The sequence below is a fragment of the Corynebacterium sp. genome (assembly GCF_043426755.1).
Classification (GTDB): domain Bacteria; phylum Actinomycetota; class Actinomycetes; order Mycobacteriales; family Mycobacteriaceae; genus Corynebacterium.
This window is the reverse complement of the sequence record NZ_JBHWRP010000026.1, coordinates 1-26264: the sequence shown is the minus strand read 5'-3', so window position 1 is coordinate 26264 and position 26264 is coordinate 1. Positions and strand designations below refer to the sequence as shown.

At 60.8% G+C, this 26264-nt stretch carries 22 protein-coding genes and 1 tRNA gene; 11 read left to right on the top strand and 12 right to left on the bottom strand.

What is annotated here, in order from left to right; all coding sequences use genetic code 11:
* Window positions 1-3 precede the first annotated feature (3 nt).
* Genes ACHFGA_RS02490 through ACHFGA_RS02480 form a run of 3 tightly spaced genes read left to right on the top strand, consistent with a single transcriptional unit; the run spans window position 4 to window position 4662 of the window.
* Window positions 4-813, top strand: coding sequence for a hypothetical protein (locus ACHFGA_RS02490; RefSeq protein ID WP_394280865.1), 810 nt, complete (start codon window positions 4-6; stop codon window positions 811-813).
* Between the two features lie 49 nt (window positions 814-862).
* Window positions 863-2017, top strand: coding sequence for an exonuclease SbcCD subunit D (locus ACHFGA_RS02485; protein ID WP_394280864.1), 1155 nt, complete (start codon window positions 863-865; stop codon window positions 2015-2017).
* Between the two features lie 5 nt (window positions 2018-2022).
* A complete protein-coding gene (locus ACHFGA_RS02480) occupies window positions 2023-4662 on the top strand; it encodes an AAA family ATPase (RefSeq protein WP_394280863.1) in 2640 nt (879 codons plus the stop codon).
* A gap of 144 nt (window positions 4663-4806) precedes the next feature.
* Here the strand turns inward: ACHFGA_RS02480 and ACHFGA_RS02475 are convergent, their stop codons facing one another.
* Window positions 4807-5349 carry a YceI family protein gene (locus ACHFGA_RS02475; protein WP_394280862.1) on the bottom strand — a complete coding sequence of 181 codons (543 nt, stop codon included), beginning with the start codon at window positions 5347-5349 and terminating at the stop codon, window positions 4807-4809.
* A 221-nt stretch (window positions 5350-5570) separates the two neighbouring features.
* Between ACHFGA_RS02475 and ACHFGA_RS02470 the strand changes: the two genes are divergently transcribed.
* Both ACHFGA_RS02470 and ACHFGA_RS02465 read left to right on the top strand, forming a co-directional pair.
* Window positions 5571-6080, top strand: coding sequence for a MarR family winged helix-turn-helix transcriptional regulator (locus ACHFGA_RS02470; protein WP_018580879.1), 510 nt, complete (start codon window positions 5571-5573; stop codon window positions 6078-6080).
* A gap of 109 nt (window positions 6081-6189) precedes the next feature.
* Window positions 6190-6405 carry a PspC domain-containing protein gene (locus ACHFGA_RS02465; protein ID WP_394280861.1) on the top strand — a complete coding sequence of 72 codons (216 nt, stop codon included), beginning with the start codon at window positions 6190-6192 and terminating at the stop codon, window positions 6403-6405.
* On the opposite strand, the gene ACHFGA_RS02460 is transcribed toward ACHFGA_RS02465, so the two are convergent.
* On the bottom strand, window positions 6389-6661 hold the full coding sequence (locus ACHFGA_RS02460; RefSeq protein WP_394280860.1) for a muconolactone Delta-isomerase family protein: 273 nt from the start codon (window positions 6659-6661) through the stop codon (window positions 6389-6391). The two genes, ACHFGA_RS02465 and ACHFGA_RS02460, sit on opposite strands and share 17 nt — an antisense overlap.
* A 214-nt stretch (window positions 6662-6875) precedes the next feature.
* Here ACHFGA_RS02460 and ACHFGA_RS02455 point away from each other — a divergent pair, with 214 nt between their 5' ends.
* Window positions 6876-8765, top strand: a complete 1890-nt coding sequence (locus ACHFGA_RS02455; protein ID WP_394280859.1) for an MFS transporter — start codon at window positions 6876-6878, stop codon at window positions 8763-8765.
* Window positions 8766-8931: 166 nt separating this feature from the next.
* Here the strand turns inward: ACHFGA_RS02455 and ACHFGA_RS02450 are convergent.
* The 5 genes from ACHFGA_RS02450 to ACHFGA_RS02430 form a co-directional block, all read right to left on the bottom strand.
* Window positions 8932-9008 (bottom strand) — tRNA-Arg (locus tag ACHFGA_RS02450).
* Between the two features lie 87 nt (window positions 9009-9095).
* A complete protein-coding gene (locus tag ACHFGA_RS02445) occupies window positions 9096-10736 on the bottom strand; it encodes an alpha/beta fold hydrolase (RefSeq protein ID WP_394280858.1) in 1641 nt (546 codons plus the stop codon).
* Between the two features lie 146 nt (window positions 10737-10882).
* Window positions 10883-11509: a lactate utilization protein C gene (locus ACHFGA_RS02440; protein ID WP_394280857.1), complete on the bottom strand. Its 627-nt coding sequence runs from the start codon at window positions 11507-11509 to the stop codon at window positions 10883-10885.
* The gene (locus ACHFGA_RS02435) at window positions 11510-13015 is read right to left on the bottom strand and encodes a LutB/LldF family L-lactate oxidation iron-sulfur protein (RefSeq protein WP_040429258.1); all 1506 of its coding nucleotides are present in this window, start codon (window positions 13013-13015) and stop codon (window positions 11510-11512) included. It lies immediately after the preceding gene.
* Between the two features lie 23 nt (window positions 13016-13038).
* On the bottom strand, window positions 13039-13824 hold the full coding sequence (locus ACHFGA_RS02430; protein WP_394280856.1) for a (Fe-S)-binding protein: 786 nt from the start codon (window positions 13822-13824) through the stop codon (window positions 13039-13041).
* A gap of 207 nt (window positions 13825-14031) precedes the next feature.
* Between ACHFGA_RS02430 and ACHFGA_RS02425 the strand changes: the two genes are divergently transcribed.
* The 5 genes from ACHFGA_RS02425 (at window position 14032) to thrB (ending at window position 21187) form a co-directional block, all read left to right on the top strand.
* Window positions 14032-15708, top strand: a complete 1677-nt coding sequence (locus ACHFGA_RS02425; RefSeq protein ID WP_394280855.1) for an L-lactate permease — start codon at window positions 14032-14034, stop codon at window positions 15706-15708.
* A 51-nt stretch (window positions 15709-15759) separates the two neighbouring features.
* The gene (gene argS / locus ACHFGA_RS02420; RefSeq protein ID WP_394280854.1) at window positions 15760-17412 is read left to right on the top strand and encodes an arginine--tRNA ligase; all 1653 of its coding nucleotides are present in this window, start codon (window positions 15760-15762) and stop codon (window positions 17410-17412) included.
* A 4-nt stretch (window positions 17413-17416) separates the two neighbouring features.
* Window positions 17417-18748 (top strand): diaminopimelate decarboxylase, encoded by a 1332-nt coding sequence (gene lysA, locus ACHFGA_RS02415; protein ID WP_394280853.1) that lies wholly within the window; start codon window positions 17417-17419, stop codon window positions 18746-18748.
* A 143-nt stretch (window positions 18749-18891) separates the two neighbouring features.
* Entirely contained in the window at window positions 18892-20229 is a 1338-nt protein-coding gene (locus ACHFGA_RS02410; protein WP_394280852.1) for a homoserine dehydrogenase, read from the top strand.
* Between the two features lie 31 nt (window positions 20230-20260).
* Window positions 20261-21187: a homoserine kinase gene (gene thrB / locus ACHFGA_RS02405; protein WP_394280851.1), complete on the top strand. Its 927-nt coding sequence runs from the start codon at window positions 20261-20263 to the stop codon at window positions 21185-21187.
* Here the strand turns inward: thrB and ACHFGA_RS02400 are convergent.
* From ACHFGA_RS02400 to narJ, 5 genes are all read right to left on the bottom strand, one after another.
* Window positions 21184-21903 carry a helix-turn-helix transcriptional regulator gene (locus tag ACHFGA_RS02400; protein ID WP_394280850.1) on the bottom strand — a complete coding sequence of 240 codons (720 nt, stop codon included), beginning with the start codon at window positions 21901-21903 and terminating at the stop codon, window positions 21184-21186. The two genes, thrB and ACHFGA_RS02400, sit on opposite strands and share 4 nt — an antisense overlap.
* Window positions 21904-21921: 18 nt before the next feature.
* The gene (locus ACHFGA_RS02395) at window positions 21922-23811 is read right to left on the bottom strand and encodes an ATP-binding cassette domain-containing protein (RefSeq protein ID WP_394280890.1); all 1890 of its coding nucleotides are present in this window, start codon (window positions 23809-23811) and stop codon (window positions 21922-21924) included.
* 35 nt (window positions 23812-23846) lie between these two features.
* Window positions 23847-24605: a molybdate ABC transporter substrate-binding protein gene (gene modA / locus ACHFGA_RS02390; RefSeq protein ID WP_394280849.1), complete on the bottom strand. Its 759-nt coding sequence runs from the start codon at window positions 24603-24605 to the stop codon at window positions 23847-23849.
* A gap of 130 nt (window positions 24606-24735) precedes the next feature.
* Window positions 24736-25521 carry a respiratory nitrate reductase subunit gamma gene (narI, locus tag ACHFGA_RS02385; RefSeq protein ID WP_018580864.1) on the bottom strand — a complete coding sequence of 262 codons (786 nt, stop codon included), beginning with the start codon at window positions 25519-25521 and terminating at the stop codon, window positions 24736-24738.
* Window positions 25522-25542: 21 nt separating this feature from the next.
* Complete coding sequence (narJ, locus tag ACHFGA_RS02380) at window positions 25543-26235, bottom strand: nitrate reductase molybdenum cofactor assembly chaperone (protein WP_394280848.1); 693 nt, start codon at window positions 26233-26235, stop codon at window positions 25543-25545.
* Window positions 26236-26264: the final 29 nt, after the last annotated feature.

The window sequence follows — 26264 nt, the reverse complement described above, 5'->3', positions numbered from 1 at the left end:
CACATGGCACGTCCACGCAAAGACAATGTCATCTACGCCAACTTTGGCGCCCGCACACGCGTCAACTCTGCCGACGAGGTCAACGTCCCACCGCGACCAACGGGCATGACGTGGTCCCCGGCCGCAATGCGCATTTTCAACGCGGCGATCCGCAAGACCGACCAGGGGCGAGTCAGCCGCGGGCGCCAGTACGCAGCCAACGGTAACGTGATCGCCTTGAACCTGCGCAACGGCGCCATCCACGGTCAGGTGGCAGGCTCCCAGAACGAACCATTCAACGTGGTGATGCGCCTGCCCTACCGTGGGCCGGAGGAGCTCACCGAGATCACTGACATTCTGGCGCGCACCCCGAACGGGATTACGTTGGCGCGCCGGGGGACGTTTGAGGACCGCGTGCTAGACCTGCTGTTGGCAGAGGACTTGCGCGACATCGTGTTTAATTGCGATTGCCCTGACCAGGCAGAAGCTTGCAAACATGCTGTTGCGATGGCGGAGAAGGCCGCCGCGCGTATTGACGCGGATCCGCCCGCCCTGTTCCAGTTGCGAGGGCTGGACCTGAACTCTCTGGAGCGCACCGTGCGCGCGTCGGCGGCGACGGTGTCGAAGGAGAACTCGGCGGAGGGTTCGGAGTTTTTCTGGACGGGACGCGGGCTGCCGTCTGTGCCCTCGCCGAAGGTGGCGCCCATGCTGGATGATTCTGACCTGGACTTATTGCACAAGGCGATGCAGACGATTTCTTTTACCAACATCGATCAGTTGCGCGCGGTGGCCGATATCGAAGACCTCTACGATGAGCTCACACGTGGGGAGTGATCCCCGCAGTTCAGGGCACATGTCCGAGGCGTCTGCTACAACTTAAAGCATGACGCAATTAACCTTCATTCACACCTCTGATCTGCAGCTAGGCATGACGCGCGCCTTCCTTAAGCCGGAAGCGCAGTCACGTTTTAACGAGGCACGTTTGCGTGCCGTGGAGCGATTGGGGACGCTTGCCGACGAACACGGCGCCGAATTTATCGTGGTCGCCGGTGACGTGTTCGAACACAATTCCCTGGACCGGGGCACCACCGGGCGCGCTTTAGAAGCTTTTGGCGGCTTGCCTGTGCCCGTCTACCTCTTGCCCGGTAACCATGACCCGCTGGTGGCGGACTCAATCTTTAGTAAAACCGAGATCTTAGACAATGTGACCGTGCTGTCCACCTTTGAGCCAGTACCGGTGCGTGATGGCGTGGAAATCGTGGGCGCGCCGCTGACCGCGAAGCGGGCGACCGAAGATCTGGTGGCCAAAGCGTTGCGTGGCTTGGAGCCGACGACAGGTCTGCGGGTGATGGTGGGACATGGCCAAGTGGAGTCCTACTCCAGCGATGCCGCACCGGATCTGATTGATTTGGCCAACGTAGAGGATGCTTTAGACGACGGCGTGATTGATTGTCTTGCCCTTGGCGATACTCACTCGACGATGTCGCTGGGCTCGAGTGGGCGAGTATGGTTTTCTGGCTCCCCGGAGGTGACTGATTATCACGATCATTACCCAGGCGTGCAGGGCGGGGAGACGAATTCGGGCAATGCCCTCGTCGTCACGCTCGACAGTGACGGCGGCTGTGACGTGCAAGAAGTACCGACAGGGGAGTGGACTTTCGACGCCCTCCACGCCGATGTGACAGACGCAGATGATGTCGCCGAGTTCTTGGCACGCTTGGATTCTTATGAAGCCAAGGCTAGGACCGCAATCAAGTACTCCATCCGCGGCACGTTGGGCTTGGAAGCTACCCACGCGTTGGAAAGTGGCGTGGCCGCGCGCGAGGATGTGTTCGCCGCGCTTTATGAGCGCACCCGGTTAATGGACCTGCACCTAGAGCCCGGGGATGAGGAATTGGAGGCCTTGCCTCTGCAAGGTTTTGCCAAAGGTGCCATGGAGGAGCTGGTAGAGACTGCCTCACGGCACGATGGTGGCGCCAGCAGTAGTACTGCCCGTGACGCTGTTAACTTGCTATTTCGACTGAGCCAGGAGGGCTAAACCCGATGTTGATTCATTCTTTGCGCCTGACCAATGTCCGCGGTGTCGAGCACCTGGAACTCACGGAGCTGCCGGAGACCGGTGTGATCGTCATCCATGGCGATAACGAAGCCGGAAAATCCACCATCATGGACGCTCTGCGCGTTGTACTGACAGAAAACCACAACGCGAACAATAAAAACACCAGGCCTCTGCGTCCGGTCCACCGCGATGCATCACCCGAGGTTGAGCTGGAAGCCACCATTGGTGAGTATCGCCTGCGGATCCGTAAGCGCTGGTTTGCCAAGAGCATGAGCGAGCTGACGGTGATGGAGCCTTACCGGAAGAACTACACCGGCCGTGACGCGGACGCAGCGTTGTCCCAGATCGTGGAAGAGAATATGGACTCCACTCTCGTCGACACGCTATTCATGCGGCAGGACGAGCTGCCGAAAGGTATCGACGCCGTGGGTATCCCGTCGATGACGCGCGCGTTGGATGCCGGCGATGACGATGATCTTGCAGGTACCGAAGATACTGAGTTAATGGAGCGCATCGAGAAAGAGTACGAAAGGTACTTCACCAAGACCGGCAGGCCGGCCAAGGAACGCCTCGACGCGGACAAAGACCTCAACGCAGCGCGAGAAGAATTACAGCGGCAGGAAGCGGAAGCCCAACAGCTCAGCTCCTACGTCGATGAGGTCGCCCGAAAACAACTGGAAATCGACCACACCGAACAAGAATTGCCTGAAGCTGAGGAGCAGCTCAAGGCACGCGAAGCCGAGTTTGAAGCCGCGAACAAAACACGTGTGGAGGCTGAGCGCGCCCAGGAACGCCAGACCGTGGCAGCCCGCGAGTCATCGCAGGCGGTAGCGGACCAAAAGCAGCGAGCACAACTGGTTGAGCGCGTCACTCAAGCTCAGCGCGATGTAGCTGCATATGACGAGAAGATCGCAGCCGCCACCGAGAAAGCCCAAGAGGAAAGGGAAGCTTTTGAGCGGTTGAGCGCTGCCGTCGAAGCGGCGAAGGCGCGCGAACACGAGGCACGGACTGCCCTCCGGGAAGCGAACGCGAACCGAGACATCGTGCGTAAGGTTGCCCGTCTTGTCGAGGCGCGCGAGATCCTTGGAAAGCTGGAAGACGCAGACGCGGAAGTTGCCCGGCTACGCGACAGCGCTCCGGAACGGCCCATTACTGACGAGAATGTGCGCGCCGTCGAAAAAGCCACCAACGACGTGGAGCTGCAACGCCGGCTCAGCCAGGCGACAGCGGCAAAACTGGTGGTCACGTCCCCGGACTCGGGTGAGGTCCTCGTCGATGGCCGCGAGGTCACCCTTGACGGAGCTACCGAAGTTCAGGTCTACGACGGTACTGAAGTGCGCTTCGGCGAATTCGCTGCGCGTTACCAGGCCGCGGCCGACGCAACAGACGGGCGCGAGGCTCTCAATCGTGCCGAAGAAACCCTGAATGACCTTTTGGAGGAACTGGAATGCGCGGATCTTGAGGAAGTCCGGACTCTTCGCGATGCCCATCGCGAACACGCAGATCAGCTAGCCAAAGCGCGCGAGCGCCGCACGACCATCGTCGGTAAGTCCAGCACGGACGACCTGCGTGCTGAGGAGGAAAAGCTTGCCGCAAGTGTTGCCGAACTCGATCCGGAGCTTCAGGAGCTTGACGACGAGACCGCTGGGGCACATGTGGCGGCGGCACAAAAGGAGGCTGATGAGGCCGATACCGAACTGCTGAAGGCTGAGGCAGCTCTGCAACCACTGACGCAGCGCCAAGCACAGACTGCACTGCAGATTGTAGAGGCAGAGCGCGAAGCAGCGGCACGTAGTTTGGCCACGGCCTCAGAAGAATTGGAACAGGCCCGCCAGCGCAGTTCCGACGAAGAACTCGATGAGGCAGTCACCCGTACGAAGGAAGCGGAAGCGCAAGCCGACGAGGCGGCGGCAAGTGCGACGGCCGCTATGCACCAGGCCAACCCCGATGTGGCCGAGCAACTGCTCGCGGGGGCGCGGACGAAAGTGGAGACTCTCAAGGAGCGCGCCAAGGCCTCTGAAATCCGCATCTCCGGGTTGCAGGGCTATATCGAGCAAGCTCGTGGCATTGCGGAAGAAGTGGATAAGACCCGTGCCAGGGTCGAAACACTCGAGGTAGAAAAGCAGCGCACGGATCGGCGCGCGGCTGCGGTCGACTTGTTGCGTAGCACCATGCATAAGCATCGTGACGAGGCACGACAGCGCTATTCCGCGCCTTTTGCGGAAGCATTGACCAAATACGCCAGCGTGATTTTCGGCCCCGACGTGTCTTTCGAGTTGGATGATCGGTTGCAGGTCACCGCGCGTACGATCAATGACGCGACCGTGGAACTGGCCCAGCTGTCTGGCGGCGCACAAGAGCAAATGGCTGTGCTCACACGCTTCGCGATTGCAGAGCTCGCCACCGAGAGCGGTGGGGAAGAGTCCGTGGCCCCCGTCATCGTCGATGACGCACTAGGAGCAACGGACCCGCAGCGCCTAGCCCTAATGAATACGTTGTTCAGCCAAGTGGGGAAGAATAATCAGGTCTTTGTCCTGACGTGTTTCCCGCAACGCTACGACACAGTGGCTGCCGCCGCCCGCTACAGCATGGACGAGCTGAAAAGCAGCGTGACGCAGCTCTAAAACGCGCTTTAGTTGGGAAAGAAAAATCCGCCGCCTGTCTCTTCTCCACGGATGTCCCTGACCTCATCGGAAAAGGAGAGAAGGGACCTTAAGGAAAGGGAAAAGAAAAGACAGGCGGCGGAAGATTAATAGGGGAGAACCGGCTTAAGCGTCGCGCTTGATGCCGGAACCCTCGATCTCGAGGGTGACCTTCTCAGAAACCAGTACGCCACCGGAGTTCAGTGGAGCCTGGAAGTCAACACCGAAGTCCTTACGGTTGATCTGGGTGGATGCTTCGAAGCCCACGCGGGTGTTGCCAAATGGGTCTTCCTCAACACCGAAGACCTCAACGTCCAAGGTCACTGGCTTGGTGGTGTCGCGGATGGTCAGGTCGCCGGTCACGGTGCCGGTGCCATCCTCGCCCAAGTTGAACTCGGTCGAGGAGAACTTGATCTCTGGGTACTTGTCAACCGCGAAGAAATCGTCGCCCTTCACGTGGTTGTCGCGGTCCTCGTTGCCGGAGTCCACGGAAGCAGCCTTGATCGTTGCCTCAGCCTTGGTGTTCGCAGGGTTCTCCTGGTCAACAACCACGGTGGACTCGAACTCGTCGAACTTGCCGCGGACCTTGGTCACCATTGCGTGACGGGCAGTAAAGCCAATCGTGGTGTGTGCTGGGTCCAGGTCAAAAGTACCGTTCAGGTTCTGCATGTCATACTCCTAAATATTGTTTCTAAAGATGTTGTTCAAATTTTCTGGTGTATCACCCAAACAACAGCGCCCTGCGCCGTTTGCGGTGATGTCAACAACTTTAAAGAAAAGTTGGTGACATGTCAATTCCAAATTTAAAGTAATTCATCTTTTCCTCGAAAACACAGGTCAGGGCGTGAAAAAATTTCGCAAAATTAATCACTCCGAGTATTCTTTGTGACATGGCTACAGAAGCACGTTGGCTAAACGACGATGAACAAGAGTTTTGGCGCGCCATGCTCGCGACCACGCGCAAGATCAGTCGCGCGATGGACGAAACCTTGCTTGCAGGGTCGGACTTGTCGACGTCCGAATTCTCCGTACTGGTGGCTTTATCAGAGGCTGAGGGGTGCGAACTCCGCCTGCGTGACTTGTGTGCTGACTTGGAGTGGGACCGCTCGCGCACGTCCCACCAGATCACCCGCATGGAACGCCGTGGGCTAGTCACTAAGCGCAAGAGCCCCGGCGATGCCCGTGGTGTGGTCGTCTCCTTGACGGAGGAGGGAATGCGCCGCCTGAAGCAGGCAGCGCCAGAACACGTCGAAAGCGTTCGTCGCCTCGTCTTCGACCACATGTACCCAGAAGATATTGAGCACATCCGTCGCTGGATGGAAGGCGTCAAGGCAGTCAACAACGTCCCTGGCACGCCAGGGTTCACCGGGGCGCTCGGGACGAACCCTCCGAAGAAGTAAGAGCTTTAATCAGGGTGTAATTCAGGGTGATTACCGATGTGGTTTCCGCAGTTCACGGCTTAGATAGAAAGTGAACAGAAACAGACCACATTGGAAAGGGCACCCCGCCATGGCATCTGCACACAACCCCCACGACAACGTTTTCAGCCGCCGCCTCGTCCGCTCGCAGACCGATCGCTACATCGCCGGAGTCTGCGGAGGGATCGCAGAAACCTACGACATCAACGCCACTTTGGTGCGCCTACTCTTTGCGGTCGCAACGCTCCTGGGATTCTCCGGTGTGATCCTGTACATCGCAGCCTGGATCCTTATGCCTGCTGTATAGCGGTAACCGGATTAACAACCACGTCGGTATAACGCGCCAGCGGAAAAGCGCGCAGGATCTCGTCGGCACGCGCGTGCGACTCCGCCTCAAACACCATAAAGAGTTGGCGGGTCCCAGAGCCTTGCCAGACGTGAAGGGCCACGCCCTCGTCGATAAGCGACTGAATATAGCGCTGCTGTCGAACCTGGTAGTCCTCGGCCATCTCTCGCGTCAGGTGTGATGGGACGCGGGGCTGTAGGTGGGCGTGAAACAGCATGATGATGCTCCAATCGACTAAGCCCTAGGCACCCGCCTAGGGTACAACTTTTTATTGCGGCGCCTCCGCCCAATTAGAAATATCTTTCACATTGGTGTTCAATAATACGCCGGCCTGGAATACGAGACATGTAGCCGCCCAGATGTGGGCGGCGTAAATCTGATCACGCCACCGAAGCCTTGACCTGTACCCCTTTGAGACAAAGAGAGGCTCCATGGCGCAGTCAACCCAAAAACAGCCGCCCCACAAGCAATCGCTGACCATTATGTTCGCGGCTGCCCTCGCAGCGTTCATCGCAACCTTTAATGAGACATTCCTCAACGTCGGCTTCACGCCGATGATGGCCGACTTCGGTGTTGAGGTTTCCACCATCCAGTGGCTCGCCACCGCATATATGCTGGGTGCTGCCGTGATGACACCGACGGCAGGCTTCTTCATGCGGCGCTTCAACACCAAGCCGCTCTTCCTGGCCACGTCGTCGACGTTGATTATTGGTGGCGTGGTCACGGCACTCGCCCCGAACTTCACCGTGATGCTGGTGGGCCGCATCATTCAATCAATCGGGACCGGTCTGCTGGTGCCCATCGGCATGATGATCGCGCTCACCGTCGCCCCGCGCCCGAAGCTGGGCACGTTCATGGGCATCATGGGCGCGATGACCACCCTGGGCCCATCGATTGCCATCCTGGTCTCCGGCGTGATCCTAGAGTTCGCGCACTGGCGCGCCCTATGCTGGACATTTACCGGCCTGGCCGTCGTCGTGTTCATCGTCGGCCTGCTCACCGTTTACAACATCTCTGAGAGCGCGAAGGCCCGTCTGGACATGACCTCGGTGATCCTAGTGGCGATCGCCCTAATCGGTCTGCTGTACGGCATTTCGACGATCTTCGGCCCCGCCAAGCTCGTGGCCATCGTGGCCTTCCTGGTGGGCGTGGTGGCAATGGTCTTCTTCGTGCGCCGCCAGAACAAGATCGCGGACCCGCTGATCAACCTAGAGCCGCTGAAGATCTACCCATTCGCGGCCGGCGTGCTGATCAACATCATTGCGCTGATCATTGTGTTCTCCATGAACATTCTGGTGCCCACGCACCTCCAGTCGGTCCACGGCACGAGTGGTCTTCAGGCTTCGCTGGTTCTGTTCCCAGCGATCCTGCTTGCGGTCATCTTCGGGCCGCTGGCCGGCCAGATCTACGACAAGCGGGGCGCAAAGCACCTGCTGCCGATCGGCATGGCACTGATGGCCGTGTTCGCCGTGGCCACCACCTACGCCATGGGCGGCGACGCATTGTGGCTGATCACAGTGCTGTACATGCCGGCGATCGTAGGCTCCGCGATGGCGATCGGCCCCGTCCAGTCCTTCGCACTGTCAACCCTGCCACGCCAGTTGAACCCGCACGGCGTGACCATCCTCTCCACGTCCTTCCAGATCGCCGGTTGCGTGGGTACGGCACTGTCCACCGGCATCTACGGCGCGGTGATCAGCGCCGGCGGCGGTACCGATGAGGCCGCCAACAACGGCATGCTGTGGGTGGGCATCGTCCTGTTCATCCTGGCTGCGATCGGCACGGTCCTGGCGTGGACCGGCACCCGCGCCCAGGTTCCAGTAAGTACGCAGGCGCTTGACGACGAGTCACCTCAGGTTGCAGACACCCTTGTTGCAGAGCTGATGAAGACCGACATTTACCACCTGCACCCCAACCAGTCGATCCGCCAAGCACTACACATGTTCGTCGATAAGCGAATCTCTGGTGTGCCACTACTGGAGGATGGCCGCCTGGCAGGGTTTGTGTCCGACGGTGACGTGCTCGACGCGATCGGCGACTCTGTTCCGGCGTTTACCACGCCGTACGCGTTGCTGGTCAACAATGATTCGGAAGAATTCGAGACCGACGTGGCCCGAGTACTGGATACTGCTGTGTCGACGATCGCGACGCGAAGCGTGATCACGGTGAATGTCAACGATGATCTGGGACATATCTCTTCTGTGCTCTCCGATAAGCACTTGAAGAAGGCACCGGTGGTGGACGACCGCGGCAACGTGGTTGGCATCATTAACCGTTCCGATATTAACCGGTACCTAGTGGCCAACTACGTCTCCGCCTAGACTGCTGGACCTCAACTGTTGGAACAGGGGCGTTCGGGGCCCTTTTAGGGCGAAAACGGCCCAGTTCCAACAGTTCAGCTTCGACAGTGTGGGGCTGTGAGAGGAGCAGCAGCGCAGAAAACCCTTCCAACCTAGAACGATGTTCTGAGGTGGAGGGGTTTTCGCGTGGTGTCCCCGACAGGATTCGAACCTGCGACCTTCGGTACCGGAAACCGATGCTCTCATCCACTGAGCTACGGAGACTCACCGCTGACCACTAAAAACGATCAACGGATGAAACTTTAGCACGCACCTGCGGGACAGACCTAAACCGCCCTGTCCCTTAAACGACTACTGCTGGAAGTAACCAGGGGCGTCGGTCGGCCCGAGGTTGCCGGTGCGCAGATAATCCACCACGATATTGTCTACCGCTTGGTTTCCAAAGCCGGTGTGACCGTGGCCCGGGCCGTGCACTGTCAGGACGTGCGCACCCATCGCGTCGGCGAGGCCGTGACGTTGGGAGTAGACGGTCTGCGAGTCCAAAGTGCCGGAAATCTGCAGCGGGCGGGTGCGCAGCTGGGAGCCGTCCAAGTGCTCCACTCCGCGCACAGGTGCCACTCCGTTGCAGGTCACGCCCGCGCCATAACCCAAGTTGTAGGGAATGCGTGAATTCTTCATCACGTAGGTGCCCCACACGTACTCCGGCAGAAGTGCCAGGTTCGGCGGGGAGACATTCTCATTGCAGGTGGCCAAGGTCATGTAGAAAGAGGCGTTGAGCTGCTCGCGGACAACCTCATCGAGTTCCTCCGGCGACAGTTCTTCGAGTTGCCGCTCCACAGCACCTGGGAGAAGCTCCTCGATCGGTGCGATGTCGGCGATGTGCAACGCCAGCTCATGCCACTGCATCGGGGCGGGCATGCTTGCCACGGTGGCCTGGAGGGTAAGGGATGCGGCCTCACCTTGCTGCGCGCCGTTGACCACGGTGTTCTTCAGGCTTTCCACCTGGGAGGCGGGAGCGCCCAGGGCGGTCATTGCATCGGCGCCTGCTTGGCCTGCCCACGCGATATCCGCAGGCAGGTCCCCAGTCTGGGCCGGCGGTGGTACCAGCGTTGGGGTGGTACCGGATTCGGCTAGCACCTTCTTTGCCCAGTTGTTGTAGACCTTGAGCGGGGTATCGCCAAGGCCATACTGGTCATTATTCACCGCGGCGTAGCCGAAGAATTCGTATATGGAACGCTGCATCGCCGCGCGCTGGCCATGGACAAGCTCATTCCACATGATGTGGGGGTTCATCGCAGAATCGAGGACGAGCTTATCCACGCGCTGTGGGTAGCGCGTGGCGTATACCGAGCCCAAATAGGTGCCGTAGGACAAGCCCAGGATAGAGATGGTGTCTTCACCAAGTGCTCGGCGCACCATTTCCCAGTCTTCGGCGTTATTGCTGGTGGTGATGGTGCGGGTGTAGCCGGGATCGGAGGAGTCGCAGGCGCGTTGGAACAGTGCACCGGGTGCGACGAAATTATCGACGAGGTCTTGCGGTGCACCCTGGTACTCGGTACACGAGATCGGGGTGGAGCCGTCGAGGCCACGCGGTTGGACACCGATCACGTCCCACTCGTCGGTGATTCCTGCTGGAAGGTCGACGACCTCGGTGTTCGCCGCAAAGGCGTACGCGTTGCCACCTGGCCCTCCGGGGTTGGTGAATAAGGCTCCGCGGCGGGCGTCTGGGTTATCAGCTGGGTTGAGCACGAAGCCCAAGGAGATGGTTGGCCCTGTGGGGTCGGTGTAGTCACGCGGGACGTCGATGCGGCCACACTGGGCATCGGCGACGTTGACTTCGGCTGGGCAGTCCTCCCACGCAATAGTGGGGGCCAACGGATCGGGCGCAGCATTCGCAGGGGTGGCGCACACACTGACAACTAGTGCTGCGGAGGCAGTCACCGTGGCAACCTGCGCGAAGCTTTTCTTGAGAATATTGGTCGGTTTTCGCATAGGACCTTCCAGGTATATGACAGGATCGTCACTCATACTAGAACATGCACGCGGTGATACGCGGCACGGGAAACAATGACAGCACAACCGCCGGTTGATTCCATCTTTTAGGTGAATCGCCGGCGGTTGTGTTTTTGCTGTTGCGTTTAGGTCAGCAGCACGATCAGATCGCGTGGGCCGTGCACGCCTTCCACGCGCACCAGCTCAATATCGGAGGTGGCTGAAGGCCCAGAGATCATCGTCGTGGGCGTGTTTGGGTCCAGCCGAGCGATCATCTCCGGCACCCCATAGACCACGGTGTCAGGACGTACGATGACGACGTGGCGGTCCGGCACCAGTGTGAGCGAGCGGCGGCCGCACACATCCCCGGCCTGCAGGGTAATCGTGCCGGTTTGGGCAGCGGTGACATGCGAATCAGTCACTACGGCATCCACGGCATCGAGTTCCCGCGGGTCACGGTTCACGTCATCGGGCACAGCAGAGCCGGAGTAATCGTCGAAAAGCGAAGCCTCGAGCCCAGGCGCGTAGACGACCTTCTCACAGCCGCGCTCCTTCAAGATCGCAGCGAGGTCGGCCTTGAGGTTCTCCTCGGAGGTCTCGATGACGTGGGCTTTGTAGTCCACAAGCCTATCGACGAGCAACTCGCGCAGCTGGGAGGGCGTGTGCTCAGAGGTGGTGCGGTAGTTGCGCACTACCTCAACCTGTTCCGGGGTGTCCGACAGTTTCTGAGCATTGCGGATGCGGGTCAAGATTTCCTGTTTTGCGCTTGACATCTACTTATCCTCTTTCTTGGCGGCCGCGTCAGCATCCGGTGCGACATCGCGCAGCAGCTTCTGGGCCTCGTCGGATTCGAACCACTGGCGGAAAGACTTCTTCGGCGGCACGGCGGTGTCGCGCACGTCCGACCAGCCGGACAAGAAGAGCGGCAGGTTGTCGATCACACCGTTGAAGCCGCCGAGCACTCGGCCCAGTACCACCATGCGCATCACACGATCCCACAGCTTGGAGTTACCCATCACCGCGGTGAGCACGCTGAACATTGGCGCCTCGATCTTCGGCGGGTGGTTCTTCACCTTCTGGTGGCGCATCTCCAGCAGGACGTCGGAGATGGGGATTTCCACCGGGCAGACCTCGTCGCAACGCCCGCACAAGCTGGACGCGTAGGGCAGGGAAGCGGTGACATCGTCGGCAGAGTCCATGCCGGTCAGCTGCGGGGTCAAGATCGCGCCGATCGGGCCGGGGTAGGTGGAACCGTAGGAGTGGCCGCCGGCACGTTCGTACACTGGGCACACGTTGAGGCAGGCGGAGCAGCGGATGCACTTCAGTGCTTCGCGCCCGATCTCATTGGACAGCGCTGCAGTGCGGCCGTTGTCCAGCAAGACGATGTGGAAGTTCTGCGGCCCATCGCCTTCGGTGACACCGGTCCACAGGGAGGTGTACGGGTTCATGCGTTCGCCTGTCGACGAGCGCGGCAGCAATTGCAGGAACACCTCCAGGTCTTGGAAGGAGGGCAGCAGCTTCTCGATGCCCATCACAGAGATCAGGGTCTCAGGCAGAGTCAGGCACATGCGCCCGTTGCCCTCGGATTCGACGATGGAGACGGTGCCGGTTTCGGCAATACCGAAGTTCACGCCCGAGATTGCTACCTTGGCCTGCATGAACTGCTCGCGCAGGTACTGGCGCGATGCCTCGGCCAGTTCGGCCGGGTTGGAGGTGAGGCTGTCGTCAGTATTGGGCATCTTATCGACGAAGATATCGCGGATCTCTGCCCGGTTGCGGTGGATGGCGGGAACCAGAATGTGGGAGGGAAAATCGTCGCCAAGCTGCACAATCAACTCAGCCAGGTCGGTTTCTTGGGCGAAGATGCCGGCCTCATCGAGCACGTCATTCAACGCGATTTCCTGGGTGGCCATGGACTTGATCTTCACCACCTGCTTTTCGCCTGTCTCCTTGACAAGCCGGGTGACGATCTCACCTGCCTCCTTTGAATCACGCGCCCAGTGCACGTGCCCGCCGCGAGCGGTCACAGCCTCTTCGAACTGCTCAAGCAGCTCCGGCATGCGCGCTGCCACATCGCGCTTAATGGTGGAGCCGGCGCGGCGCAGGTCCTCCCAATCATCAAGCTCGGCAACAACGTTGGCGCGCTTGGCGCGAATGGAGGTGGTGGCCTTGTTCAGGTTGCGGCGCTTGGTAGCGTTGTTCAGCTCGACGTGAGCCGCTTGGTAAAACTTCTTGTCGCCACGCAGGTGGCCCGGCTCATGCGGGGCGTGCGGTGGCATGGTGGGGGAACCGAGTGAGACTTTCACAGCATCTTCTCCTTCGAGTAAACGGCGGACGTCGGAGTCCAGGGGTGTTCCTTCGTCGAGGCCAGAATTTCTGCCATGTGGACCGCGCGGATTCCGTTGTGCTGGCGGGCCATGTTGCCGGCGATATTCATCAGGCAGGAAGAATCGCCCGCGGTGACGTATTCAGCGCCGGTGTCTTTGATGTGGCGGACCTTGTCGGACACCATCGCTGCCGAGACTTCGGCGTTCTTGATGGAGAAAGTGCCGCCGAAGCCACAGCATTCCTCATAGTTTTCAAGGTCGATCAGCTCGAGGCCTTCGACGGCGCGCAGCAGGTCATAGGGGCGCTGGTCGACCTTGAGGAAGCGCAGCGAGTGGCAGGAGGCGTGGTATGTCACGCGGTGCGGGAAGAATGCGCCCAGGTCGGTGGTCTGTGCCACGTCGACGAGGAACTCGGTGAGGTCATAGGTCTTCTTGGCGGCAGTGGTGGCACCGTCGACAAGCGATTTCTTGCCGTAGCGGTCGGCAATGCGCACGTGCTGCTCGCGGACAGCACCCACGCAGGAGCCGGAGGCACCGACGACGTAGTCGATCGACGGATCCGAAAATGCGTCCACGTAGGTTTCGATCATGGGCACTGCTTGTTCTTGGTAGCCAGTGTTGATGTGCATCTGTCCACAACAAGTCTGGGCCTCAGGGAAGACAACCTCGTAGCCGAGGCGTGCAAGGATCACGGCTGTGGCCTTGTGGGCATCGGGGAAGAGGGCATCGCCGAGGCAGGTGGAGAATAGCGCTACTTTCACGGTTACTCTTTCCTATCGGTCAATAAAGGGAGTACTATCTAGTTTAACGATTTCGCTAGACCTTTGTGGGAAAATTGGCCCATCTGCCTGCGGTTATTCGGTCGCATTAATGTTGGTAAATTCCTGACCACTGGAAATGTGCCCCACAACCGTTAAGGTGATACCTAAGGATTGTTAGGGAATTGGTCACATCAGGAAGGAACCCCTATGACCACGCTGCTCCTCGCACAAGAAACCTACACACCGGCCACCGATGCCGTCGCCGGCTCCGTGGGGTGGACCGCACTGGTGGCGGTGCTTCCGCTGGCAGCATTCTTCCTCTTTCTCATGGGGTTCAAGTGGGCGGCGCACACCTCGGCCATCGCTTCCGTGGTCGTCGCGCTGATCGTCGCGGTGCTGCCTTTCGGGATGCCCTGGGACATGGCGGGCATGTCGTTGCTGCAAGGCATCTGCTTCGGGCTGTTCCCGATTGTCTACATCATCTGGATGGCGGTGTGGATCTATGACCTGACGGTGAAATCCGGCAGGTTCGAGGACATGCGCGTGATCTTCTCCAAGATCGGCAAAGGGGACATGCGAATCCAAGCGATGATCATTGGCTTCGCCTTCGGCGGTTTGCTTGAGGCCCTTGCCGGTTTCGGTGCCCCAGTGGCCATTGTGTCGTCGATGCTGGTGGCAATCGGCATGAAACCGATGAAGGCCATCGTCGTCACGCTCGTTGCTAATGCCGCCCCCGTCGCTTTCGGTGCGATGGCCATTCCGGTGACCACCGGTGCCTCCCTGGCAGGTCTCGAAGTCACTGATCTGGCTAGCCAGGCTGGCCGCCTGGTCGGCCTGATCGCCGTGATCACCCCATTCCTGCTCCTGCTGATCATGGACGGAATGCGCGGCCTGCGCCAAGGCTGGCCCATGGCGCTGGTGCTGGGTGTGTCCTTCGGCGGCGGCCAGTTCCTCGCATCGAACTACTTCGCCTATGAGCTGACCGACGTGGTTGCCTCCCTGGTCTCCCTGGTCGCAGGCATCGCCTTCCTGACAGTCTGGACACCAAAGACTCCCGAGGATCAGGCCAGCCAGGCGGACACCTCCGGCAGCGTGCTTACCGCTCAGCGCGGGTTCCTCGCACTGTTCCCATACATTCTCATCGTGGTCGTATTCGCCATCACCAAGCTGTGGCGCATCGGCGTGGACATCCCGGCGGCTCTTGCATCCACCGATATCCAGTTCGGCTGGCCCGGACTCTACGGCCGCTTGCTCACCGCTGATGGTGAACCGTCTACCTCGCCGCTGTTCAACTTCAACTGGCTGTCCAGCCCGGGCACCATCTTGTTCTTCTGTGGTGTCATCACTGTGCTGGTGTACACCTTCGTCAATGAAAATGGCCGGTACACGCTGGGCATCGGCACAGGTTTCGCGGAGCTCTTCGTCGGACTGAACCGCATGAAGCTGTCCTACCTCACCATCGCCACGGTGATGGGCCTGGCCTATGTGATGAACTTCTCTGGTCAGACCGCCGCCATCGGCGCGCTGCTGGCGGGTACCGGCGCGATCTTCCCGCTGATTTCTCCAGTGTTGGGTTGGTTGGGCACGTTCGTCACCGGCTCCGGTACATCCTCCAACGCCCTATTCGCCCAGATGCAGGCCACCACGGCCGGCACCATCGGCGTACCAGAGCATGTCCTTGTGGCCGCCAACACCGGTGGCGCAACCTTGGGCAAGATGATCTCTCCGCAGACCGTTGCTCTGGGCGCGGCCACCGTGGGCTTGGTGGGCAAGGAATCGGAGATTATGAAGGAAACCTTGAAGGTCTCCCTGGGCTTGCTGGTCTTCCTTGGCATCGTTGTATTCCTGCAGACCACGCCAATCCTCGGCTGGATGGTTGTCTAAGTCGCCGGGCTATGCGGTGAAAGTTCACAGCTTCTACTACACTTTCCCCTCATGACACTTGCAGACTTAGCCCTCACTATCAAAGACACCGCGGTGCGCGTTCTCGACGCCCATGACCTGGATTCCAGCGTCGTCCCAGAGACGGTGACCGTCGAGCGCCCCCGCAACCCGGAGCACGGCGATTACTCCAGCAACATCGCCCTCCAGGTGGCTAAGAAGGCAGGCACCAACCCGCGCGAACTGGCGGGATGGCTTGCACAGGCGCTTATCGACGACGACGGCATCGACTCCGCTGAGGTCGCCGGCCCTGGCTTCATCAACCTGCGACTGGCCGCGGCAGCGCAGGGCTCGATCGTGACAGAAGTGCTGGAAAAGGCTGAGTCCTACGGCCATATCGACGAGTACGCGGACGAGAAGATCAACCTCGAATTTGTCTCCGCGAACCCCACCGGCCCGATCCACCTTGGTGGCACCCGCTGGGCAGCTGTGGGTGACTCACTAGGCCGCGTGCTTGAAGCCGCCGGCGCAGACGTCACGCGCGAATACTACTTCAACGACCACGGTGAGCAGATCAACCGCTTCGCCCGCTCCCTCGTGGCGGCAGCCAAGGGAGAACCTGCGCCGGAGGACGGTTACGGCGGCGATTATATCCACGAGATCGCGCAGGCGGTCGTCGATAAGCGCCCTGATGCGCTGGACGGAACTGACGCGGAGGTCGAGGAAACCTTCCGCGCTGAGGGCGTGGAAATGATGTTTGAACACATCAAGCAGTCCCTGCACGATTTCGGCACGGACTTCGACGTGTTCTTTCACGAGAACTCCCTGTTCGAATCTGGTGCGGTGGACCAAGCCGTGGACAAGCTGAAGGAGAACGGCAACCTGTACGAGGCCGACGGCGCCTGGTGGCTGCGTTCCAGTAACTTCGGCGACGACAAGGACCGCGTGGTCATTAAGTCGGACGGCAACCACGCCTATATCGCCGGCGATATCGCGTACGTGGCTGACAAGTTCGATCGCGGGCATACCCTGGCCATTTACATGCTGGGCGCGGACCACCATGGCTATATCGCGCGTCTGCGGGCGGCGGCTGCCGCGCTGGGCTATAACCCAGAACAGGTGGAGGTCTTGATTGGCCAGATGGTCAACCTGGTCAAAAATGGTAAGGCCGTGCGCATGTCCAAGCGGGCTGGCACGGTGATCACCCTGGATGACTTGGTGGATGCGATCGGCGTGGACGCTGCGCGTTACTCGATGGTGCGCTCGTCTGTGGACTCCAGCCTGGACATCGACCTAGACCTGTGGGCCTCCCAGTCCAGCGATAACCCTGTGTACTACGTGCAGTACGGTCACGCGCGCCTGTGCTCAATCAAGCGCAAGGCCGACGAAGCCGGCGTGACCACCGAGGGCGCGGACCTGGCCCTGCTGACGCACGAGAAGGAAGGCGACCTGATCCGCACGCTGGGCGAATTCCCCGCCGTGATCAAGGCTGCCGCGGAACTGCGCGAACCACACCGCGTGGCGCGCTATGCAGAGGAGCTGGCTGGCGTGTTCCACCGCTTCTACGACGCCTGCCAGATCCTGCCCAAGGCAGGGGAGAGCGCCGAGCCGATCCACAGCGCGCGTCTAGCACTGGCTGCCGCCTCGCGTCAGGTGTTGGCTAACGCGCTGGGCCTTGTCGGTGTGACTGCGCCGGAGCGGATGTGATCGCATGACAGATTTCAATGACCTTCCCGCGCATGTGTGGCCACGCGGTGCCGTGCGCCAGGAAGACGGCGTGGTCACCATCGCTGGAGTACCGCTGCCGGAGATTGCTGAAGAATACGGCACCCCGGTCTTCGTGATCGACGAGGACGATTTCCGCAGCCGCTGCCGCGACATGGCGCGTGCCTATGGTGGTGCGCACAATGTGCACTATGCCTCTAAGGCGTTTTTGACCCGCACGATCGCACGCTGGGTCGACGAGGAAGGCCTGAGCCTGGATGTCGCCAGCGAAAATGAGCTGCTCATCGCCCTGGCAGCAGATTTCCCGGCGGAGCGCATCACGGCCCACGGCAACAACAAGACCGCGAACTTCCTGCGCACCTGCGTGCGTTCCGGTGTGGGGCATGTGGTGCTGGACTCCGCCCAGGAACTTGAGTTGCTGGACATGGTGGCGCGTGGCGAAAACAAGGTCCAAGAGGTGTGGATCCGCGTCAAGCCCGGTGTGGAAGCCCACACCCACGAATTCATTGCCACCAGCCATGAAGATCAGAAGTTCGGCTTCTCTTTGGCCTCCGGTTCGGCTTGGGAGGCGGCCGTCGCAGCGACTAACGCGGAGAACCTGGAGCTGACCGGGCTGCACTGCCACATCGGCTCCCAGGTCTTCGACGCCGCGGGGTTCAACGTGGCCGCCGAGCGCGTTTTGGAGCTTTACCGCCGCATCCACGGCGAACTGGGTCTGGTGCTGCCGTACCTTGACCTGGGTGGCGGCTACGGGATTGCCTATACGGAGCAGGAATCGGCGTTGGATGTGGACGCGGTTGCGAAGGATATGTTGGCAGCGATCGACGAGTGCGCCGAGGATCTTGGCATTGCCACCCCGACCTTGGTCGTGGAGCCGGGGCGTGCGATTGCTGGCCCGTCCACGGTCACGGTCTATGAGGTGGGCACGACTAAGGACGTGCATGTCGACGATGACACCACGCGGCGCTATATCGCCGTTGATGGCGGAATGAGCGACAATATCCGCCCAGCGCTGTATGAGGCCGAGTATGACTCGCGTTTGGTCAATCGCTTCACTGACGACGAGCCCATCGCCTCACGCGTGGTGGGGGCCCACTGCGAATCCGGCGACATCATCATCCAGGATGCGCAGTACCCCGCAGATATTGCTCCAGGCGACTTCTTGGCGGTGCCGGGCACGGGAGCGTACTGCTACGCGATGAGTTCGAACTATAACTGGTTTGGGCGTCCCGCCGTTGTGAGTGTGCGGGGTGGAAAAGTCACCCCAATGTTGCGGCGCGAGACGGTCGATGACTTCCTCGCGCGCGAGGTGAATTAAATTATTACCGCAAGTCTCGCGGGTATACAGCGATAGGTAGACTATTCCAAAGTGTGTGTTTTTCTGGGCCATTAAAACGTGCCGCAGAAAGCCTCTGTGCTCACACCGTGTTCAATCAACCATTAATAATCAACAGGAGAATCATGACTGCGACTTCCGCCTCGTTCAACCAGGGCAAGGGAATCGGCCAGCCTGTCGGCGTGGCCGTTTTGGGCATGGGTACCGTCGGTACGGAGGTCCTGCGCCTGCTCGATGAGAACCCAAAGGCATACCAGAACCGTATTGGGGGCCCTATTGAGCTCAAGGGCGTGGCAGTCTCTGACCTCTCTAAGCCTCGTCCGGGCGTTGACCCCGCGCTGCTTACCGACGATGCCGAGTCCCTTGTCACCCGCGACGATGTGGACGTAGTCGTCGAGGTCATCGGTGGTATTGACTACCCGCGCACCTTGATCTTGAAGGCGCTGGAAGCCGGCAAGTCCGTGGTCACCGCGAACAAGGCGCTCGTCGCCGCGCACGCCGACGAGCTTGCTCAGGCCGCTGATAAAGCAAACGTTGACCTGTACTTCGAGGCAGCAGTGGCGGCAGCGATCCCCGTCGTCGGCATGCTGCGCCGCTCCTTGGCCGGTGACCAGATCCAGCGCATCTCCGGCATCGTCAACGGCACCACCAACTTCATCCTGGACGCGATGACTTCCACCGGCGCAACCTACGAGGACGCGCTGGCCGAGGCCACGGAGCTGGGCTACGCGGAAGCTGACCCCACCGCAGACGTGGAAGGCCACGACGCCGCATCGAAGGCCGCCATCCTGGCTTCCCTCGGTTTCCACACCCGCGTCACTTTCGACGACGTCTACTGCGAGGGCATCACGAAGGTCACCGCCGACGACATCGCTGCGGCGACCGCGGCCGGCTACACCATCAAGTTGCTGGCAATCTGCGAGAAGCTTGTCGACGAGAACGGCAACAAGTCCGTTAACGCGCGCGTGCACCCCACCTTGGTGCCCAATGAGCACCCACTGGCGACCGTCGACCAGTCCTACAACGCAATCTTCGTTGAGGCAGAGGCTGCCGGTCGACTGATGTTCTACGGCAACGGTGCTGGCGGTGCCCCTACCGCGTCCGCTGTCCTGGGTGACCTGATCGGCGCGGCCCGCAACAAGGTCCACGGCGGCCGCGCACCTGGTGAGAACCCATACGCGAACCACCCGATTGCTGACTTTGGCGACGTTCCCACCAAGTACCACATCGACATGATGGTTGATGACCGCGTTGGCGTGCTCGCTGATATCGCCGAGCGCTTCTCTTCAGCCGGCATCTCCCTGCGCACGGTGCGCCAGGAAGAGGTTGACGGTTCGGACGCGGCGCGACTGATCGTCGTCACGCACTCTGCGAAAGAAAAGTCTCTGCGCGCGATCGTTGACGAGCTTTCGGAGCTGCCGGACGTGCGCGAAGTCCGCTCTGTGATCCGCCTGGATTCTTAAATAGCGTCAACGGTCCACGAGGAGGACGGGCATGAAGGAACTGGAAGTTGGGCTGAAAGTCACGGTGAAGGTGCCGGGTTCGTCTGCGAACTTGGGGCCAGGTTTTGACACGCTGGGTCTGGCGGTGGGTATCTATGACACCGTTGAGGTGGAAGTGACCTCGTCCGGCCTAGAGGTCAATGTCATCGGCGAGGGCGAAGATAACCTGCCGCGCGACTCCAGCCACTTGGTGGTCAAGGCGATCCGCTCCGGTCTGCATGAGGCTGGCGCGGACGTGCCGGGGCTGAAGGTGACGTGCACGAATAACATTCCGCAGTCACGCGGTTTGGGCTCCTCTGCTGCGGCGGCCGTGTCGGGTGTCGTGGCGGCGAATGCGCTGGCGGGTAATCCTTTGTCCACCGACCAGGTGGTGCAGCTAGCCAGTGCCTTCGAGGGCCACCCAGATAACGCTGCTGCGTCTGTGCTGGGCAATGCGGTGGTGTCGTGGACAGAGATCCCCGTCGACGGTATTTCGCAGCCGGCCTACAAAGCAGTGTCCGTGCCGGTGCACGAGAGTATTAAGGCCACCGCGCTGGTGCCGAACTTCCACGCCTCCACGGTGGCGGTACGCCGCGTGCTACCCGACCACGTCACGCACATGGACGCGCGTTTCAACGTGTCCCGCGCTGCTGTGATGACCGTCGCTTTGCAACACCACCCAGAGCTGCTGTGGGAGGGTACGCGTGACCGCTTGCACCAGCCTTACCGTTCGGACGTGCTTCCTGTAACCGCGGAGTGGGTCAACCGTCTGCGCAACCGCGGCTATGCCGCCTACCTCTCGGGTGCCGGCCCCACCGTGATGGTGTTGTCAACCGATGGGGTAGACCAGAAGCTGCTGGACGAGGCAGAAGAAACGGGCCTGCGGGTTCTCGAGTTGGAGATCGCAGGCCCAGTGACTGTGGACGTCGAACGGGTCTAGCGCGCCCCTTGACCGCCTGGGGTCTCGTCCTCGGTTGCGGTTACCTTGACCGAGCAAGTCTCGGTCGGGGTGAACCGTTTCAGTTCCAAGCGCACCGCATTGCCGCTCAGGCAGGCGGTGCGCTCTTTTAATAAACCTTCGTGCACGGCGCAGATGAATGGCTCTGGGCGCTTGCCCGAAGCGGTGACGAAGGGGCAGGCGTGGAGCTCCACCTCCGCGGCATCACGCATGTGGGGATCAAAGCCCATATCGCGCAGCCGCTGGGAGAGTTCCGCCAGTGCATCTGCGGGTGTCGCCCAGCGCGGGCTGGCTTCTCCTAATTTCTTTGCCCACTGGATACCGATCCGGTTAGCTAGCTCCAGCGCATCAGAGGAGTCAGCAGAGTCCTTCAGCATGTCGACGAGCGCATTGATCAGCGCGATATATTCCTCAGTGATCGCGCGGTTGTCTGGCACCCGCACCTGAAAAATCAGAGAAGGGCGCCCCCGGCCCGCGGCGGGCGAGGAAGCGACTTTTACCGCGCCCTTCGCAACCAGCTCGTCGAGGTGGCCGCGGGCGGTGTTGACGTGCATGCCTAAGTCCTCCGCGATCTCAGCGGCGCGGGCCCCGCGGGGATACTTCTGCAGGGTGGCGAGGACCTCTGTTTGTTTCGGGCTGAGCTTGAGCATCTCCGGATACAGCGCCGTTGCGGGCCGCGGGTAGGTGCCCTTGTCCACGTTGTTGTACACCTTTCGCTAGTTGTCTCGGTGCGGGTGCACTGAGACATTGAGAGCTTTGGTAACGCACTCGACGGTTGCCCCAGGCTCCAGTTCAAGCTCGAGCGCGGACTCGCGGGTGACCGGAACCGTGATGGTTCCGGCTCCGATTTCCACGGTGACGGTGACGTGAGCGGCACCCGGAGTGTTATCGATCGATGCTACCGTGCCGGGCCAGACGTTACGGGCAGATTCTTTCACGTCCGCAGCGTGCGAGCCATGGCGGGGGAGCCGGAGTGTCGTGGCCTCTGGGGCGATGGTGACCACCGCTGGCGTTCCCTCGGTCAGTTCGCGTGTCGACGAAACTTCCTCCGAAGCAACCCCGTCAATGATGGTTCCATTCGAGTTGATTGTCATCATATCACTGGAGACCCCGCTAATTGTCCCAGTGAGACGATTTAATCCGGCTAGCCCAGCAACGAAATTATTCGACGGCACGGTGAGTTCTGCTTCGGTGGGCTGCGAACTGATCACGCGGCCCTCTTCGATGACCACAACATGCTCTGACAGCCCCGCGATATCCAAAGGATCATGGGTGATCATTAAAGTTGTGCGGTCGCCAGCCGTCGCGCGTAGTACCTGTCGCCACCCCCGAGAGGAGGCGGCGTCTACCGCCGCGAGGGGCTCGTCGGCAATCAGCACGGCAGGCTTCGCCGACAGTGCTCGCACAAGCGCCACCTGGGCCGCCTGCCCGCCAGACAGGGCAGGCACCGGGACATCTGCCAGGGTGTCTAGGCCCGCGGCGTCGAGCAGCTCCTGCGTGCGTTGCTTATCGCGGGTGACCATGGTGATCGCGCCGGCCACCGTCGTGGTGCGCGGAAGTCCGGGGCGCTGTGTGAGCAGGACGACGCCGCGTTCGTGGGCTGGCACGGGGCGTTGGTCGGGCGCATCGACGATCCTGTCGCCGAGGGCTACCGTCGCCCCGGTGAGACGGCCAGCGATCATGCTGACCAGCGTGGTCTTTCCTGAACCGTTGGCGCCGATAATCGCGGTGATTCGATCGGCGGGGATCACGGTGTCGTTAATGGTCACGCTGGTGCCGGAAGTCTCTGGGCGGGTCAGCTCGCGCAGGCGCTCCACATCGACAGGTCCGATCGTGCGCGCGGTGGGCTTAGGCGTGCGACGGAACCACGTCGGCAGCTGAGCCAACACCAGGGAGGCGACAGCCAGGACGATGAGCAGTGCGGACAGCGCGTAGGCCGCGTCTGGGTCGGTTTCGCGCATCAGGTAGATACCCAGCGGCATGGTGCGCGTGACCCCTGGCATGGAACCCGCGAAAGTGAGCGTGGTGCCGAACTCTCCAAGGGACCGGGCGAACGCCAAACCAGCGGCAGTGCCAATGGATGGGGCGATCGTCGGCAAGGTAATCTTGCGCAAGATCTCGCCGGGGCTCAATCCGATACCAGCTGCGGAGGCCGGGACCTCGGCATCGATCTGTCGCAGAGCGGAATCGAGCGTAACGACGACGAAAGGCAACGCGACAAAGACGTGGCTAGCCACCACGCCGGCGAACTCAAAGGCGAGGTGGAAACCTATCGCATCTAACACAGGCGCGAGCAGTCCACGGCGGCCGACCAGCGCAGTCAGGGCCAAACCGCCGACAACCGGTGGCATCGCCAGCGGCAACAGCACCAGTAAACGCACCAGGTTACGGCCGCGCTGCACATGCTGCAGCCACAATGCCAGCGGAATCCCGAGCAGCAGCGTAATCACCGTCGCCTGAATTGCGGCGGACAACGTGATCGCTGTTAACTCACGAGTTTCCGGGGCGGCGGCGATCTCCCCAATCCGCCCCCACGGCACCCGCACGCCCAGCGCCAGCACGGGGCCGACGATCCAGGCGAGCGCTATCGCTCCAAGCAAGAACACCGCCCAGGGAGTGGGCGGTGTTAGACGTTTAGGTGTCACGACTCAGATGCTGGGGTAAATCCTGCGGCGCGCCACTGTTCTGCGAACTCAGCACCGGCCAGCAGATCGACGATCTCCTGGGCTTCGGCTTCGTTTTCGGAAATGGTGGTCACTGCTGCGAGCAGCTCGTTAGGGTACTCCTGCGCGTGTGGGATCTCGATGATCTCCACCTCGTCACCAGCCGCCACGGCATCACTCTTGTAGACCCAGCCGGCGTCTGCCTCACCAGAGGTGACCTTACCCAGCACATCGGCCACAGCGTGCTCGAGGGAGTCCGCGTTGATCTCGATGTTATTGGCCTCCATGAGCTGGGTGGACACGCCGCCGCACGGGATCTGCGGATCACATAGAACCACAGTGGCCTCGTCGTTGAGATCTTCGATGCTTTCGATTCCAGCCGGGTTGCCTGCTGGAACGACCATGACCATGGAGTTCGTTGCGACGAGCTCTGGGTCGGCCGCGGAACCCTCGGATACTGCGCGGTCCATCGTCTGGCGGTCCGCGGTGATCAGCACGTCCGCGTAAGCGCCGTCCGCAAGCTGCTGCACTAGGGTGGAGGAGCCAGCGTTGACGAACTCAAGCGAGGCTTCGACCTGGTTGTCCAGCTCGTCATTGACCACGCGTGTCGACGACGCACCCATGATGGTCATCTCCAAGTCTGAGTCCGACGAAGAAGTAGAAGGGGAGCACCCTGCGAGTCCGGTAGCAACCGCGACCATTGCGATGAGGGCCTTAAAGCCAGTAGAGCGTCGCATTGACAGCCTTTCTTTTAATCAGGATTTTATCAATGATAATCATAATCAGTTCGCAAATGCAAGGCAAACCCCCGGCATCCCTCCGTAGACGCGGAATGCCGGGGGTAATCGTCGAAAAGCGAGCTCAGCGCTAGGCGCCGCGGGAGGGTGTCTGGTTGCGGGAATCCAACTGCTCCGTGTGCGAGCGGATCGGCTCCCACGCGTCGTGGCGACGGCGCGGAGTGGTGCGCGTATCGCGAGAACGGTACACCACGTACGGGCGGTTGATGTAGCCAATTGGTGCGGAGAAAGCGTGCACCAGGCGGGTAAACGGCCACACAGCGATCAGAGTGAAACCTGCAAGCACGTGCAGCTTGAACTGCCATGGCACGTCGGCCATCAGCTCTGGCTGGGCGTTGAAGATCAGCAGCTGGCGCAGCCACGGCGAGATCGTCTCGCGGTAGTCATAGCCTTCAGCCCCGCCGAACACCTGAAGCGACACTGTGGCGAAAAAGCCCGTCAGAATCGCGCCGGCCAACACGACGTACATCACCTTGTCCGACTTGGATGTAGACAAGAACACCGAGCGGTTCACGATGCGTCGGTACAACAGCCCGAGGATGCCCAGGACCACCATGATGCCTGCGATCGTGCCCGGGATGGTCGCGATCCAGTGGTAGGCGCCATCGCTAATACCTATCGCGCGGGTCCACGTCTTCGGGATGGCCAAGCCCATCAGGTGGCCGATGACGACGAAGACCATGCCCCAGTGGAACAGGGGAGAGGACAGCCGCAGCAGCTTAGACTCGTAGATTTGCGAGGAGTGGGTAGTCCAGCCGAACTGGTCGGTGCGCCAACGCCAAATGATGCCGATGACGAAGGCGGCGATGGCAAGCCACGGGAAACCCACCCAGAGGAATGTTTCAAAGTTACTCATTGTTTTTCCTTTGTCTTTCCTTTAAGAGTTATCTGGTTGAGCGGTGGGGAAGGGCAGTTGTTGAACGTCGATCCCCACCAGCTCCGCGGGAGGTCCCGAACGGATCAAGTCGACGTAACGGTCAATCGTTTCCTCATCGATCTGCGGCAACGCCATACAAATGGCAACCACCACATGCGCATAAGGCGAACCGATGTGTTCCAGGGCGGAACGCAGGACCTCGATCCCGTCGCGATGCGAAGAGATCATTTCTACCGCATTCTCGTGCTGCTCACCGTGGGTCTGGGCCACAGCTTCGAGGATGACACACAAATGGTCCGGCAGCTCATCGGTTGTTTCCTCCAGCCCTAAGCCCTGCAGCTGCTGGCGGAAAGCCAGAATCGCGGCGCCACGCTGGCGGGTATCGCCTACCGCGTAATAGGACAAGAAGAGTGAGCAACGACGGCGCTGATCAAAAGATTCCACGTAGTGCACCTCGAGGCCGCGCGGCCCGAAAGACCGGGCAGCATCGAGGAAGATATGGAACTGCTCCGCAATTGGGCCGGGTAAGAGGTCCACCTGCTCGCTGACGGCACGAAGGATGTCCCAGTGGCCCTCGCCCGGGTAACGCAGCAGCAAAGCACCAATCATTGCGGTCAGGCGGCGTTGATCGTCGTTAAGCGCGACTGGCTCGACCAAGTCCTCCGGGACTAGTCCGATGTGTGTTCGGGTCATGGCTGCTCATCCTTCTTCGGCGGGAACAT

Coding starts and splice junctions, on each gene's coding strand:
- ACHFGA_RS02490 (WP_394280865.1), top strand. CDS start 4: ATGGCACGTCCACGCAAAGACAATGTCATCTACGCCAACTTTGGCGCC.
- ACHFGA_RS02485 (WP_394280864.1), top strand. CDS start 863: ATGACGCAATTAACCTTCATTCACACCTCTGATCTGCAGCTAGGCATG.
- ACHFGA_RS02480 (WP_394280863.1), top strand. CDS start 2,023: ATGTTGATTCATTCTTTGCGCCTGACCAATGTCCGCGGTGTCGAGCAC.
- ACHFGA_RS02475 (WP_394280862.1), bottom strand. CDS start 5,349: ATGCAGAACCTGAACGGTACTTTTGACCTGGACCCAGCACACACCACG.
- ACHFGA_RS02470 (WP_018580879.1), top strand. CDS start 5,571: ATGGCTACAGAAGCACGTTGGCTAAACGACGATGAACAAGAGTTTTGG.
- ACHFGA_RS02465 (WP_394280861.1), top strand. CDS start 6,190: ATGGCATCTGCACACAACCCCCACGACAACGTTTTCAGCCGCCGCCTC.
- ACHFGA_RS02460 (WP_394280860.1), bottom strand. CDS start 6,661: ATGCTGTTTCACGCCCACCTACAGCCCCGCGTCCCATCACACCTGACG.
- ACHFGA_RS02455 (WP_394280859.1), top strand. CDS start 6,876: ATGGCGCAGTCAACCCAAAAACAGCCGCCCCACAAGCAATCGCTGACC.
- ACHFGA_RS02445 (WP_394280858.1), bottom strand. CDS start 10,736: ATGCGAAAACCGACCAATATTCTCAAGAAAAGCTTCGCGCAGGTTGCC.
- ACHFGA_RS02440 (WP_394280857.1), bottom strand. CDS start 11,509: ATGTCAAGCGCAAAACAGGAAATCTTGACCCGCATCCGCAATGCTCAG.
- ACHFGA_RS02435 (WP_040429258.1), bottom strand. CDS start 13,015: ATGCCACCGCACGCCCCGCATGAGCCGGGCCACCTGCGTGGCGACAAG.
- ACHFGA_RS02425 (WP_394280855.1), top strand. CDS start 14,032: ATGACCACGCTGCTCCTCGCACAAGAAACCTACACACCGGCCACCGAT.
- argS (WP_394280854.1), top strand. CDS start 15,760: ATGACACTTGCAGACTTAGCCCTCACTATCAAAGACACCGCGGTGCGC.
- lysA (WP_394280853.1), top strand. CDS start 17,417: ATGACAGATTTCAATGACCTTCCCGCGCATGTGTGGCCACGCGGTGCC.
- ACHFGA_RS02410 (WP_394280852.1), top strand. CDS start 18,892: ATGACTGCGACTTCCGCCTCGTTCAACCAGGGCAAGGGAATCGGCCAG.
- thrB (WP_394280851.1), top strand. CDS start 20,261: ATGAAGGAACTGGAAGTTGGGCTGAAAGTCACGGTGAAGGTGCCGGGT.
- modA (WP_394280849.1), bottom strand. CDS start 24,605: ATGCGACGCTCTACTGGCTTTAAGGCCCTCATCGCAATGGTCGCGGTT.
- narI (WP_018580864.1), bottom strand. CDS start 25,521: ATGAGTAACTTTGAAACATTCCTCTGGGTGGGTTTCCCGTGGCTTGCC.
- narJ (WP_394280848.1), bottom strand. CDS start 26,235: ATGACCCGAACACACATCGGACTAGTCCCGGAGGACTTGGTCGAGCCA.